The organism is Virgibacillus halotolerans, assembly GCF_016908515.1.
Classification (GTDB): Bacteria; Bacillota; Bacilli; order Bacillales; family Amphibacillaceae; genus Virgibacillus_M; species Virgibacillus_M halotolerans.
Map to the genome: position 1 here is coordinate 28,903 of NZ_JAFBEA010000010.1, position 14,447 is coordinate 43,349.

Sequence of the window (14,447 nt, forward strand, 5' to 3'; positions counted from 1 at the left end):
AAGAAGGAGGGCTGCTTTTTTTACCTTATAATTATTTTTCTTCTTCTTCGTCCGCACCTACAAGTTCAGGTTCAGCAGATGCATCTGCGTCTCCAGCTTCATCTTCTTCACTCAACACATCCGGCTGTAGCACGGTTGCAATTGTTGTATCCGTTTCTTCAAGGAATTCATATTTATCAGATACAGGCAGATCACCGATTGTAATACTGTCACCAATCTCCAGTGCAGCAACATCTACAGTAATTTCATCCGGAATATTATTCGGTTTTGCACGAACCTGCAATTCATATAGTGGCTGTTGCAGTACACCGCCATCTTTCGATCCTTGTGCTTCACCTTCTAAACGAAGCGATACTTCAACATCCATTTCTTCAGACATATTAACAATGTAGAAGTCTACATGAACAAGTTCATTTTTAATTGGATCCATTTGATAATCGTGAAGCATCACATCTACAGGCTTGTCCCCGTCAATATTAAGCGAAATAATCGCGTTTCTACCTTCATCACGAACCATTTTCAGTAAGTCTATGCTAACAACTGAAGCATGTTTAGGTCCTTTATCTTGCCCATATACAACTGCAGGAACTAAACCTTCCTGTCTTAATTGCTTTGTTGTTGAATGTTTAAAGTCTTCTCTTTTTGCTGCTTTTAAATCTAAAGCCATGTTAATCATCCTCCATATTTTTGTAAAAATCATTCGAAATTATTTTATCGTATTCATTTTCTCTATATTCAAGGATACTATATACGTTTTAAAAATATTTCTTATAGATAATACCCTATAAAACGTTTAGCTAAACATTTAATCAAACAGGATACTTACAGATTGTAATTCATGGACACGTATAATTGCTTCACCAATGAGTGGGGCAACCGATAGAATAGTGATTTTTTCACTGTGTTTATCTTCTGGAAGCATGATACTGTTTGTAATGACCAGTTCTTTGATTACGGACTCATCAATTCGATCAAGTGCCGGCCCGGATAACACAGGATGTGTACAGCAAGCGTATACTTCCTTTGCACCACTTTCAACTAATGCATTTGCAGCTAGCGTGATGGTTCCTGCCGTATCAATGATATCATCAATTAGTATAGCCGTTTTCCCCTCAATATTACCAATAATATTCATCACTTCCGCCACATTGGGGCGCGGTCTTCGCTTATCAATGATACCAATTGGCGCTTTCAAGCGGTCAGCCATACGACGAGCACGCGTTACGCCGCCGTGATCTGGAGAAACGATAATAATGTCCTCAAGATTTTTTTCTTTAAAGTAATCAGATAAAATCGGAACCCCTTGTAAATGGTCAATCGGAACATCAAAGAATCCTTGTATTTGGGGTGCATGCAAATCAAGTGTAATCACACGGGTAGCACCTGCTGTTTCCAGTAAGTCTGCCATAAGTTTCGCTGTAATCGGCTCACGTGCACGGGCTTTACGATCTTGTCGTGCATAGCCATAATAAGGCATAACAATATTAATGGATTTTGCAGATGCACGCTTTAGCGCGTCAATCATAATCAGCAATTCCATAATATGCTGGTTCACCGGTTCACTTGTTGATTGTACAACATATACCTCACAGCCCCGGATACTTTCTTCTATATTGATTTGAATTTCCCCATCACTGAATCTTGAAACCGTACATTCACCGAGCGTTGTTCCAATGTGGTTAGCAATTTCTGCTGCCAACTCCCGATTTGAATTCAATGTAAATACTTTCAAAGATGGATCCTTGTAGCTCGATGCCATAAAATAAACCCTCCGATAATATTTTTTTACTTCCTGTTTTTAAGCTTTTTGGCGTATCCTTCTTTGTTTGTTTGTCTAGCCCTGCCGATCGATAATGCATCCTCCGGGACATCCTTGTTGATGGTTGATCCGGCGGCAACATAGGATCCTTTTCCAACCGTTACCGGAGCAATTAAGTTAGAATTACAGCCAACAAAAGCATCATCTTCGATTGTTGTTAAATATTTGTTTTTTCCATCATAGTTCACTGTAATTGTACCACAACCTATGTTCACATTGCTTCCTAAATGTGCATCACCCATGTAACTTAAGTGGGAAACCTTACTATTATGATCAATTTTTGTCTTTTTAATTTCAACAAAGTTACCGACCTTCACTTCGTTACCAATTTCAGACTCCGGTCGAATATGGGCAAATGGACCAATATTTACACCATCCCCTATTTTACTATCTTTTGCTACACTTTGCCTAATATTTGACCCTTCACCAATTAAACAATTGGAAATCTCGGTGTTTGGTCCAATTTCCGCATTCGCTTTAATGGTTGTTTTTCCCGTAATGATCGTTCCTGGATGAATCACGACATCCTGTTCAATCACCACATCGGGGTGAATATATGTTTGATCCGGATCGATAATCGCTACACCGGCCCGCATATGTCTTTCGTTTATCCGAAGCTTCATGATCTTTTCAGCCTGTGCAAGGGCAACCCGATCATTTACACCTAGTGTTTCTCCAAAGTCAGGTGATACATAGCCACTGACTTTCTCCGATTTGTGACGCAAAATTTCTATTACATCAGGCAAGTAATATTCTCCTTGCGCATTGTCATTTGATACATCTTGTAATGCTGAAAACAATGCTTGATTATCGAAGCAGTATGTACCTGTATTAATCTCATTTACAAGCAACTCCTGCGCATTGGCATCCTTATGCTCAACAATCCGTTCTACTTCACCGGCATCATTACGAATTACTCTGCCATATCCTTTAGGATCAAGCGCCTTTGCCGTTAAAACAGTTGCTTTGGCTCCGGATTTTTCATGATGATCAAATAATGCTGTATATGTTTCATTTGTAATTAATGGCGTGTCTCCACAAACGACAATGGTTGTTCCATCTTTATCTTTTAACAATTCTTGTGCTTGCATGACAGCATGCCCAGTTCCTAATTGCTCTTCTTGTATGACAAATTCACTTTTTTCCCCAATATGTTCAATTACTTTATCGGCACCAAAGCCAACAATTGTCACCATTTTATCTAATTGAACCGATTCCAACTGATCGATTACATGTTGTACCATGGGTCTTCCAGCTACAGGATGAAGTACTTTATAAAGCTTTGACTTCATTCGAGTTCCTTGCCCGGCTGCCAGAATAACAGCATATCGTTTTACCATAAGGAGACCTCCATTATCTTTTATCCATTATGAATATATCGTAAAAACCAGTTATTTTCAATAGTTAACAGCTTATAAATGCCGATTTTAATAAAGAATAGACAGAACGCTTTATTTCTTTTAATTAGAAAACTTGGCATACGCCGAGCCTTTAGGAGTATGCTTCGTTGCACTTATGCAGTTAGAAAATAGCTATACTCTCTTAACTGCAAGAAAAACCAAGAAGACCACTTGGCTCTTATGGATCTCCATCTAGTAAGATGTCCGCTCCAAGTAGTCGCTTTCCGCGGGTGCCCCGGCAAGGGGTATGTCGACGTTGCCCGCAAAGGGCGGTTTTAGTCGACCTTCATCAATGCTTCCTCGAAAGCAAAGAACGCTTTCTGCGGGATCTTCAGTTGGGACTGCGCTAACTCGTCCCACCATAAAGATTTGTTGCTTTTCCCGCAGGAGTCGACTACCTTCCGCGACCATCCATGATAATCGAAGGTAACCTTCCTTCTCTAAAAAAGAAGCAGCGATTTTTCTTTTGTTTACTTTTTTAATCATGCAAGGACAGATAACTGTCAAGAAGCACTATCATCAGAGCGGAAGAAATATATACCCCTTCAAAGGGGTATGCCGACGTTGGGCGCAAAGCCCGCTTTTAGTCGGCCTTCCTTACGACAAGGAAAAGCGTAGCGCGAAGCCCCCGCAGTAAAAGCGCTTTTCTTTTACAAGGAGGCTGAGCTCAAGCCCACGGAAAGCGTAGTATATTTCTGGAGCGGTAGGTATTAACACACCATTCAATTATACTTTCTTTACCTGCAAAAAAAGAAGGCTAACCAATTACGGGTTAGTCTTCTTGTGTTCGTCTTATTAGGATGCCCCCGCCCCTTCATAGGCACCTTCTGTTTCCGTTTCACCTGCACGGCGATACGCTTCCAATACAGCGTCCTGGATCTTTGAACGTGTATTCGAATTAATCGGGTGTGCAATATCTCTAAATTCTCCATCAGGGGTACGTTTGGACGGCATTGCTACAAATAATCCATTGTTTCCATCGATAACGCGGATATCATGGACTACAAACTCCTGATCCAAAGTAATTGATGCTATTGCACGCATTCTTCCCTCAGTGTTAACGCGGCGTAATCTTACGTCAGTTACTTCCATGATGTTTCACCACCTTTTCCCTTTTGAACTTATATAATATAATTCAACAAAGTTAAGGAAACTCCTGCTAAATATTTAAAAAAGTTATATTTTTTTAAATATGGTTAGCAAAAGGGATGAAATGCTATTGCTTTAAGGTTCTTATCCCAATAGACGAACAAGGTAAACCTCCTGACAAAACCCACGCATACCATTATAGATTCGCTTTGCCTTACTGTAATTTTCAACTAAGCTATACACGGTCGGCCCACTTCCGCTCATTAAGACACCTGGTGCTCCCATATGTTTCATAATATCTTTGATACGTTGCACTTCTGGATATAACGTTAAAGTAACGTTTTCTAACACATTTCCCATACTGCTACACATATGCTCAAAATCTTTGTTTGATAATGCATGGACAATTTCCTTCGTATTTGGATGCATGAGTTGTTCTAGTTTTATTTGCTGAAAAATTGTTCTCGTTGATACACCGATATTTGGCTTGGCTAAAACAACCCAACAAGAAGGCGGCGACGCTAACGGTTCAACCTTTTCTCCACGTCCGGTTGCAATTGCTGTATTCCCATACACACAGAAGGGTACATCTGAACCGATACCAGCTCCAAGATCCGCTAACTCTTCCTCGGGGATTCCAAAAGAACACAGCCGATTAAGACCGCGCAACACAGCCGCAGCATCCGTACTTCCTCCGCCAAGTCCAGCGGATACAGGGATATTTTTTTCAATATGAATATGGACCCCAAACGGTAGCCCGTACCTTCGTTTGAAAGCAACTGCCGCCTTATATGCTAAATTCCGCTCATCACTTGGCACATACCTGCTTTCTAAAGAGACTTCAATTCGATCCTGCTCAATCGCATATAACCTCACACGATCAGCCAGATCTATAGTCGTCATGATCATTTCTACATCATGATACCCATCAGTCCGTTTACCAAGTACATCAAGTGATAAGTTGATTTTCGCTGGTGCTTTTTCGAAAAGTACCAACACCCTCACCTACTTTTTCCGTTCTAAAAAGATAAACAAATTGTAACACAACAGAAAAAGAGTAGCGACTGCTATGTGAATTTTAATGAAGGATCTTTACAATTATTACGGGCAACGAGGGTATCCTCCATACAATGCGATCATATATATTCATAAAAAAAGACAAACCCAATTAGGGTCTGCCTTTTTGTTGCATATTTTCCTCCGCTATTTCAATTGCGCGTTTCACCATATTTCCGGCATCACGTGCCTTGATACCGCCCCAGCCTTCCTGTTGTACCGTGTCGTAAAATCCTAACTCCTTGGCAATTTCTTCTTTCAAATGGTCTGACATGATACCGCGACGTCTAGCCATGAAAGAACAACCCCCTTCTGTTATCCATTCTTACGACAGTTATAGCATATGTAACTGATGGTCGAATACACCAGTTACATGTATACAATTAAGGAAAATTTTAATAGCAATCGATGGCGCATACTTTTAAGTTACTGTGCAAAACTGAAATGAACGAAAAAAAATAGAAGCAATAGACTGTTTGTCTACTGCTCCATTGCAATTGCTGCACTTTTACCATCTAAAAAACTTAATTCCACTGTTTCGGTTAAAACGTCTGCATAGCTGTATGAAACACGTTCGAAGGCATTTTCGTCTTGGTCAAGCTCAACGATAAAGACAGAAGGATATGTTTCTGCTAGCACGCCAGAACGTTCAATCGTCTTTCTCCTACCACCGTTGGCTTTCAATCTTAAACGTTTTCCAACGTGACCTTCAAGACCTTGCTTTATTTCGATTAATGTTTTAGCCAATACACTCCACCTCACTGGTTATATCATACCACATGCTTGTATAATAGTCAAATGAAACTTTATATTATAACAGTATACCAATTTTCATGTCAACAATAAAATTTGTCCGTTTTCATTATTATTCCTATTTGTTAACAAAATATGTATGATTTACGCATAATAACTGCCTTTATCATACATAATCGAGCTTAACAATTTATTTTTATCGCAGTTTAGTATTTGGTATATTACCGTCTGGCTTTAACTGTAATAACCTGCGACTTACGCTTTTAAGTTGTCCCATTTTTTAGGCAGAGCGAATCTCACCTTCAACTGATTACGAAGATAAGATCCCATGAAGTTTATTCGTCTGATTCTTCAACAAGGTACGGCATACCTGTTCTCAATAATCCTTTTGTTTCTATACCGCCCATTCCTTTATCACCTGTCAATGTATTTCTAAGCGCATCCCACACGCTCACCTTTTCCATAAATGGGGTGTAAGCTATTTTTGCCGCAATAAACACCGGATCAAGTGCATGAATATTAATTCGCAATGGGGAGCTGGCAAAGTTAGCTCCTGCACGGATTAGGGATTCAAAATGGGATTGACATGCCCCAGCAAAAATAACGAGCTGATCCAGGTGCGGATTTATCCTTCTGGCCTCTCTGACGGTTTCTGCAAAATATTTGGAGTTCCGATATGCGCGAAGATCGTTTTTTTGACCTTTATTTTTCGAATAGGCATCGTGTCCGGTAATTACAATGATATCCGGTTGGATCTTCTCCACCAAAGCACCGATCTCATGGGGCATTTCTTTTTCATGTAAATGTACACCATGTGCCTGTAAACCCATCCGTTGATATAACGCAATACACTTTCTCAGATACATTTGATCTCCATCTAAATGCAGTACACGCGCTGGTACCTGAAAATAACTGGAGTCATTAAAATAGCCGTCTGTTGCTTGATACTCCCGTTTTTCTTTCATCAATTGGTAATCCTGCCGGAATAGACGGTAAGAAAACTCTTCCTTTTCCTTTTCCTTTTGCCGTCTTTTTTCTAATTCTCTTTCCTGTAATGGGACAAGATCGTCCGTTGGGGCATCTGCCTGTAAACGTGTGTCCTCCCCGTACAAAATAGCTTGGTCTTGCTTTATCGATGCAATACGAAATAATAAATCATTATTGTAGGACTTGCGCGTAACTAAATCACCATTGGTAAAACCCATCATGTCACCTCACAGCCAATTAAAAGCCTTTCTATCCATGTTAAAAACATTCCTCTTTTAGCCTATGAAGCGAGCCGCTATTTGTGCATTAAAAAAGCTATTGCACCTGCATGTGCAATAGCTTTTTTTACTTATTCCAGTTTAAAAAACGTATTGGCTAATAATGCGAATTCCTCCATACTCAAAGATTCACCACGCCTTATGCCATCGATTTCGATGCTATCCAATAGGTTTGTAATTGTTTCTTTATCATATTTTTCTTTGTAAAAACTGGTTAGATTATTACGCAATGTTTTCCGTCGTTGGGCAAAGCACGCTTGGACAAGCTTGAAGAAGAAATCTTCATCTTCTACTTGAACAGGTGGGTTTTCCCGGACGACAAGATTCAATATACTCGAATCCACATTAGGCTGAGGCATAAAGACCTGCCTTGGCACCCGCATTACAACAGATGCCTCCGTATAATATTGAACCGCAATCGTCAGGGATCCATAGCTCTTGCTATTCGGTTTCGCCGCCATCCGCTCCGCAACTTCCTTTTGAATCATCACCGTCAAACTGGAAACCGGTAGTCTTTCACGGAGTAATTTCATCAAAATAGGCGTTGTAATATAGTAGGGTAAGTTTGCTACAATATGAATGGACTGTTCGGGAGGGAAATGCGCTTCAATCGCAGCAGCTACATCTGCCTGTAAAATATCCTGATGAATGAGTTCCACGTTCGAATAATCCTGTAGTGTATCTGCTAAGATTGGAAATAAACGTTTATCAATTTCATAAGCAACCACTTGATCCGCGTATATAGCTAATTGCTCTGTTAACGCACCAATTCCTGGTCCAATTTCAATGGCACCTGAAGATTTATCAATTCCTGCGTGCTTAATGATATTTTCCAATATATTTACATCCACCAAGAAGTTCTGACCCAAACTCTTCTTAAAAGAAAATTTATATTTTGATAAAATTTCCTTTGTTCTGGACGGCGTAGCTATATGCTTTTTAGGCATGATCCTCTTCCTCCTGCAGCAGCTGTTTCACCGCTTCATCGAATTGTTTTTTTGTAATTTGAAACATCGCTAACCGTTTTAACAGTTGTTTTCCATTTGTATGCCCGATCTGTAATATTTCCCCGAGTCTGCTTCGACGCATACTCGCATTTGGACCACCTATCAAACCACGATAAATTAAATCCTGCTTCTCTATTTCGCTTGCCTTTACTTCGGTTAGTTCATAAACATCTGCTAAAGCCTGCTGAATCACTTGTATGGACGCATGCTCGATGCCAAGGCTCTTGTTGTGGGGGTTCTTCGCCCGTGCATTATCCTGCGTTATAAAGGCATGCTTACAGCCTGAGACGGCCTGATCAACAATATGCCTGATTCGCTCACCAGGATAATCCGGATCCGTAAATATAATAATCCCACGTTTATCCTTTGCATGCTGGATTTGCTTTAATATTTCCTTATTTACAGCTGAGCCATTTGTTTCAATCGTATCCGCGTTAACAGCCCGTCTGATTTTTGCTGTATCGTCTCTTCCTTCGACCACAATTACTTCTTTTATTTTCAAAACACAACCAACTTCCTTACCTATGTTAGAAAACTTGGCTTTTCGCCAAGCATTTAATGGCGAAAGCCTTAGTTGCACTTATGCAGTAAGAAAGTAGCTATACTTTCTTAACTGCCAAAAAAATATGCTCTTACCATTATATCATGGTAAGAGCAATTTATTCTACATCCTTTGGTTAATGAAGTACTTTTACTTGAACCGTCTTCCTTCCCCAACTATTTGCAGCTGACTTTGAGGATACGTGAACATCAATACGGTTACCTACGATACTTCCACCTGTATCTCCGGCAATTGCCTCACCGTACCCTTCAACCCAAACTTTTGAACCTAAAGGAATCACGTTTGGATCCACGGCGATCACTTTCATATTCGGATTAGCGTTTAAATCAATGCCTGTTGCTGTAACACCGGAACAACCATTACAAGAGCCAGTATACGCAGTTGAATTCATCTGATACACTTTACCACCGTTATTACTGCTGCTGGATTTACTTTTATCCGGCTTTGACTCAGAGCCTTTTTCAGGCGCTGCCTTTGGTTGTTGTTTTGATTCTGATTTCGGTTTGGATTCTGGTTTTGGTTTACTTTCCGATAATTGTACAACTTTTTGTTTCTCTTCGGGTTCGGGCTCGGGTTCCTTCGCCCCAATCGCAACAACCCTATCCTTGCTTTCTTCTTTTACTTCTTTTTCCGTAAGCTCTCGATTGACCTCTTTTCCGTTTTCCTTTGTAACTTCAAATTTCTTTACAAGCGTACCCGGTTTTCCTTCTGACACAACTTCCTCTTTCCCTTGTTCAAGTGAACTGTCTTCTTTCGTTACTGTACCGAAGTCAATATTTTCAGTAACCTCATCAGAGGTCTTTTCCACGCGAACGACGGAGATCGCCGTATCTGCAGTGACATCCTTTTTAATCCCCGGTTTGATTTTATCCAATTTCTTATCAAACTTAATGTCGGAGTCATTTAGTAATTCGCCAACGGTTCCACCCGTTGTCCATACCTTCTTTTTCTTTCCACCATCATTGATTGTAACTTCGTAAGCTTTTGTGACTTCTATATGTAGTCCATCTTTGGTTGCCTCTGTCATTTTACTCGATACATCATCGTGCGCCGTAAAAGAAAGATTTTGTTCAGATAAGAAATCTTCAACTGTATCGGTGGTTGTATAATACTTCTGTTTATCCCCATCGACAGTTACAAAAATTTCCCTTGCTGCCCTGTAATCAATCGTCATACCGTCTTCGACTGGCGCATCCAGTCTAGGTGATATTGCGTCATGCTCTTCAACAGCAATGCCTACTTCTGTGAGCAAGTCTTTCACTGTATCCTGATGTGTTTTCACTGTTTGTTGTTCACCGTTGTCTGTTACTACTACTTCTGCCTTTGTCGCCTCAAATAGTAAGATACCAGCAAATACCAAAAGCGCCAAAACACCAATACCTGAAATAACCAGCTTCATTTTCGATGCCGGCAATAGCTTTGAAAAAATTCGCATGCATCCTGCCCCCTTATACGGATTCGATTATATAAACAGTTATATGCAAAGTCAAAGCAATTCCGATTACGGTTATTTTACAAAAGGATTACATGAATTTTCATCTGTAATATTGCAGCCGTCTTTCACTCGAAAACAGTTAATTTATGTTGGTATACAAGCATTTTAAAATATTACAAAACAGCAAAAAAAGGGTGCTTTTTTTCCTTCGCACCCCCCTTTTTTTCGTTCGACAGGATGATTCTATTTCATTTTAATTACGACACTTTATCATTGACTTTGTTCAATTCCAAAGCATTTTAAAGCGTTTTGTGTCGTTTGTTCACTTATTTCCGAGAATTGCATTTCCCTAAGTTCAGCGATCTTTTCCGCGACCAATTTTACATATGCTGGTTCATTTCTTTTTCCACGATTTGGATGCGGCGCAAGGAATGGGGCATCAGTTTCCACCAATAGACGATCTAATGGAACCTGAACTGCAACTTCTTTCGGGAGCGGGGCGTTTTTAAATGTAACTGTTCCCCCTAACGAGATATAGAAGTTCATATCCAGGCACGCTTGGACATAATCAATAGAATCATTATAGCAATGCATAATACCGCCAATTTCTTGTGCATTTTCCGCCTGTAGGATCTCAATAATGTCCTCCGTTGCCTCCCGGTTATGAATAATGATCGGCATGTTCACTTTCTTTGCTAAACGAATTTGTTTGCGAAAAACTTCTTTCTGAACATCTTTCGGAGATTTATCCCAATGATAGTCCAATCCCATTTCACCGATAGCGACCACTTTCGGGTGGGAAGACAGCTCCTCAATCCAGGCTAAGTCATCCTCCGTCATGTCGATCGCATCAACTGGATGCCAGCCCACTGCCGCATAAATCGTCTCATATCGTTCAGCGATTTCAATTGCTAATGGAATCGTTTCCCGGTCAAAACCAACGACAACCATATATTCTACACCTGTATCAAATGCGCGTTGGATTACTTCCTTCCGGTCCGCTGCAAATTGTGATGCATTTACATGCATATGTGTATCAAATAACATGCTATCCCTCCTTAGAATGAAAGAAAAGGTCAACTTCTCATAAGAAGATTGACCTCATTGATATTTATCTCCGTGGTTGTTAACTGTTACCATTCTGAATCAAATCCGGTTTATTTTACAACGGAACCATTTGGAAGTGATTGCTCTACGGAAGCCAGCACCAATCTGCCTGTATCGTCTTCACCACAAAGAATCATTCCTTCAGACATTTCTCCGCGTAATTTCACCGGTTTTAAATTGGTGATGCAGATGACCTTTTTACCGACCAATTCCTCCGGGTCGTAATGCTCGGCAATACCAGAAACAACTTGCCGTCTGTCTAATCCTGTATCCAGCTGCATTTTCAGCAGTTTATCTGTCTTCTTCACTTTTTCCGCACGTGTTATTTCAGCTACACGCATATCAATCTTCATAAAATCATCGAATACAATTTCTTCTTTTTGCTCTGACGTTTCTTCCTCTTTCGCTTTAGCTGCTTCTTGGGCAGGATTCTGCATCATCGCTTTGATCGTTTCCACCTCTGTTTCTACTTCAAGGCGAGGGAAAATCGGATTTCCTTTTTGAACCTTTGTTCCTGTTTTAATGTGACCATCTGCATAGACACTTTCCCATGTCATTAATGACTCATCCGTGATATTCAGCTGTCTAAACATTTCTGCCGGTGCCTCCGGTAAAAATGGCTGCAGCATAACTGCTGTTTTACGTAATGACTCTGCTAGATGTGCCATCACATTACCCAACCGCTCTTTCTGCGCCTCATCTTTTGCCAGTACCCATGGCGTGGTTTCATCAATATACTTATTTGTACGGCTGATGAGTTGCCAAATAGAGGACAAGGCAACGGAGAATTGCATGTTTTCCATCGCATCTTCAACTTTATCAATCGTTTCCTTAGCGTACTCCTCAAGGGCTTGGTCTACCTCTGTTTCTGCAGCTTTAAACGCAGGAATTTCGCCATCAAAATATTTAACAATCATGGCAATCGTACGATTTAATAAATTACCTAAGTCATTTGCTAAATCATAATTTGTGCGTTCTACGAATCCTTCTGGTGTAAACACACCATCTGAACCAAATGGCACTTCCCGCAGCAAATAATAACGCAGGGCATCCAGACCATAACGATCCATTAATTTAACCGGGTCAACCACATTCCCTTTGGATTTAGACATTTTTCCATCTTTCATTAAAATCCAGCCATGTGCGAATATCTTTTTTGGTAGTGGAAGATCGAGCGCCATTAACATAATTGGCCAATAGATGGTATGAAATCTCACAATTTCTTTACTCATCAGATGCACATCAGCCGGCCAATATTTATTAAACTTGTCCTCATTGTCTGATCCGTAACCAAGTGCTGTAATATAGTTACTTAGCGCATCGATCCATACATAGATAACGTGCTTCGGATCCCCTGGGACCTTTATCCCCCAGTCAAACGTCGTCCGGGAAACAGCCAAGTCTTCCAGACCAGGCTTAATAAAGTTATTTAACATTTCATTTTTACGACTTTCCGGTTGAATAAATTCAGGATGTTCATCATAATACTGTACAAGTCGATCGACATATTTGCTCATTTTAAAGAAATAAGATTCCTCTTTTACTTTCTCGACAGGACCGCCGCAATCCGGACAATGCCCATCCTCTAGTTGACGCTCCGTAAAAAAGGATTCATCAGAAGTACAATACCAGCCTTCATACATATCAAGATAAATATCACCTTGTTTATACAATTGATCAAAAATCTTCGTGACTGACTTTTTATGGCGTTCTTCCGTTGTACGAATAAAATCGTCATTCGTGATTTTAAGTTTTTTCCAAAGATCCTGAATACCACTCACAATGCCGTCCACATATTCTATGGGGGATTGTCCATTTTCTTCTGCTTTTCGTTGAATCTTCTGTCCATGCTCATCTGTACCGGTTAAATACATGACGTCATAGCCGCGCATTCTTTTGTAGCGAGCAATTGCATCGCCTGCTACTGTAGAGTAGGCATGTCCTATGTGCAAATTTCCACTTGGATAATAAATGGGTGTTGTTATATAAAATGTTTTCTTATCTTCCGGCATTGATTTACCTCCTAAGATCCTTAAGTTTAAACTATTCCTATTGTAGCTATTATAACCGTTTTTGCCAAATACTGTGCAATGTGAGTTTTCCTTCCTTCTTTTTATGAAATATCATATAAATAAATTGAAATTTTCCCATTTTAGGAAAAATCATATTGACACAAAAAGGAATTGTTGGTATTCTATTGCATATACCATTGTCGGAATATGACGATTCTTTTCACTGTTCGAAGATACTAAATACCGGGTTTATTATTAGGGAGGAAAAAAGATGAAGTCTACTGGAATTGTAAGAAAGGTTGATGAGCTGGGACGAGTGGTTATCCCAATTGAATTAAGACGTACACTTGATATTCATGAGAAAGACGCCATGGAAATATATACCGATACAAACAGGATTATTCTCAAAAAGTATCAGCCGAACATGACCTGTTACCTCACCGGTGAAACATCTGATAACAATCTTTCACTAGCGAATGGAAAGCTTGTACTTAGTCCAGAAGGGGCGAAAGAGTTAGTTGCAGAAATTCAGTCCAGATTTGAGTAGAGGGAATCATTTCAGCATTTGTCTTATTTAAAATACAACGCCTTGCTCAAGCGTTGTATTTTTTGCTATTAACAACCGCTTTTTCGTAAGTCTTGTTGATTTTGCTTTTCCCGCTGTAGTCGACTGCCCTTCGCTCCATTCAACCATTACAAGAGTAAATAGTCATTGTTTGATTTAATCAAGCAATAAATGTGATGAGTTGCAAAACTCAATGCCAGTGGAGGAAATACACGAAGACTCCAGCGGGAACAGCGAAGACGATGAGACCCCGCAATGAGCGTTCTTTGCGAGTGAGGAAGCTCATTGCGAGCCCGCGGAAAGCGTAGTGTATTTCCGGAGCGCTACGTCTTGTCACAGTTTATAGGCTTTTTGTTTAGAAAACTTGGTTTTTGTCA

Annotated in this window: 14 protein-coding genes; 1 reads left to right on the forward strand and 13 read right to left on the reverse strand. The window is 40.1% G+C overall.

What is annotated here, in order from left to right; translation table 11 throughout:
- Positions 1–31: 31 nt before the first annotated feature.
- The 13 genes from JOC34_RS18010 to metG all read right to left on the reverse strand — a co-directional run bounded on the left by JOC34_RS18010 (position 32) and on the right by metG (position 13,505).
- Positions 32–667 (reverse strand): 50S ribosomal protein L25/general stress protein Ctc, encoded by a 636-nt coding sequence (locus JOC34_RS18010; protein ID WP_205138181.1) that lies wholly within the window; start codon positions 665–667, stop codon positions 32–34.
- Between the two features lie 138 nt (positions 668–805).
- Complete coding sequence (locus JOC34_RS18015; RefSeq protein WP_205138182.1) at positions 806–1,759, reverse strand: ribose-phosphate diphosphokinase; 954 nt, start codon at positions 1,757–1,759, stop codon at positions 806–808.
- 26 nt (positions 1,760–1,785) lie between these two features.
- On the reverse strand, positions 1,786–3,159 hold the full coding sequence (glmU, locus tag JOC34_RS18020) for a bifunctional UDP-N-acetylglucosamine diphosphorylase/glucosamine-1-phosphate N-acetyltransferase GlmU (RefSeq protein ID WP_205138183.1): 1,374 nt from the start codon (positions 3,157–3,159) through the stop codon (positions 1,786–1,788).
- Between the two features lie 855 nt (positions 3,160–4,014).
- Complete coding sequence (spoVG, locus tag JOC34_RS18025; RefSeq protein WP_205138184.1) at positions 4,015–4,311, reverse strand: septation regulator SpoVG; 297 nt, start codon at positions 4,309–4,311, stop codon at positions 4,015–4,017.
- Between the two features lie 141 nt (positions 4,312–4,452).
- Positions 4,453–5,304 (reverse strand): 4-(cytidine 5'-diphospho)-2-C-methyl-D-erythritol kinase, encoded by an 852-nt coding sequence (gene ispE, locus JOC34_RS18030; RefSeq protein ID WP_205138185.1) that lies wholly within the window; start codon positions 5,302–5,304, stop codon positions 4,453–4,455.
- 172 nt (positions 5,305–5,476) lie between these two features.
- Positions 5,477–5,659, reverse strand: coding sequence for a small, acid-soluble spore protein, alpha/beta type (locus tag JOC34_RS18035; RefSeq protein WP_205138186.1), 183 nt, complete (start codon positions 5,657–5,659; stop codon positions 5,477–5,479).
- Between the two features lie 185 nt (positions 5,660–5,844).
- Positions 5,845–6,111: a biofilm formation stimulator Veg gene (gene veg, locus JOC34_RS18040; protein ID WP_205138187.1), complete on the reverse strand. Its 267-nt coding sequence runs from the start codon at positions 6,109–6,111 to the stop codon at positions 5,845–5,847.
- Between the two features lie 341 nt (positions 6,112–6,452).
- Positions 6,453–7,322, reverse strand: a complete 870-nt coding sequence (gene yabG / locus JOC34_RS18045) for a sporulation peptidase YabG (protein ID WP_205138188.1) — start codon at positions 7,320–7,322, stop codon at positions 6,453–6,455.
- 131 nt (positions 7,323–7,453) lie between these two features.
- On the reverse strand, positions 7,454–8,329 hold the full coding sequence (rsmA, locus tag JOC34_RS18050) for a 16S rRNA (adenine(1518)-N(6)/adenine(1519)-N(6))-dimethyltransferase RsmA (RefSeq protein WP_205138189.1): 876 nt from the start codon (positions 8,327–8,329) through the stop codon (positions 7,454–7,456).
- Positions 8,322–8,891, reverse strand: a complete 570-nt coding sequence (gene rnmV / locus JOC34_RS18055) for a ribonuclease M5 (RefSeq protein ID WP_205138190.1) — start codon at positions 8,889–8,891, stop codon at positions 8,322–8,324. The genes rsmA and rnmV overlap by 8 nt, the downstream gene beginning before the upstream one ends.
- Before the next feature lie 175 nt (positions 8,892–9,066).
- Positions 9,067–10,386 carry a G5 and 3D domain-containing protein gene (locus tag JOC34_RS18060; protein ID WP_205138191.1) on the reverse strand — a complete coding sequence of 440 codons (1,320 nt, stop codon included), beginning with the start codon at positions 10,384–10,386 and terminating at the stop codon, positions 9,067–9,069.
- A gap of 270 nt (positions 10,387–10,656) precedes the next feature.
- The gene (locus JOC34_RS18065) at positions 10,657–11,433 is read right to left on the reverse strand and encodes a TatD family hydrolase (protein ID WP_205138192.1); all 777 of its coding nucleotides are present in this window, start codon (positions 11,431–11,433) and stop codon (positions 10,657–10,659) included.
- Between the two features lie 110 nt (positions 11,434–11,543).
- Positions 11,544–13,505 (reverse strand): methionine--tRNA ligase, encoded by a 1,962-nt coding sequence (gene metG / locus JOC34_RS18070; protein WP_205138193.1) that lies wholly within the window; start codon positions 13,503–13,505, stop codon positions 11,544–11,546.
- Between the two features lie 271 nt (positions 13,506–13,776).
- Between metG and JOC34_RS18075 the strand changes: the two genes are divergently transcribed.
- Entirely contained in the window at positions 13,777–14,052 is a 276-nt protein-coding gene (locus tag JOC34_RS18075) for an AbrB/MazE/SpoVT family DNA-binding domain-containing protein (RefSeq protein ID WP_205138194.1), read from the forward strand.
- The last annotated feature ends 395 nt before the right edge of the window (positions 14,053–14,447 follow it).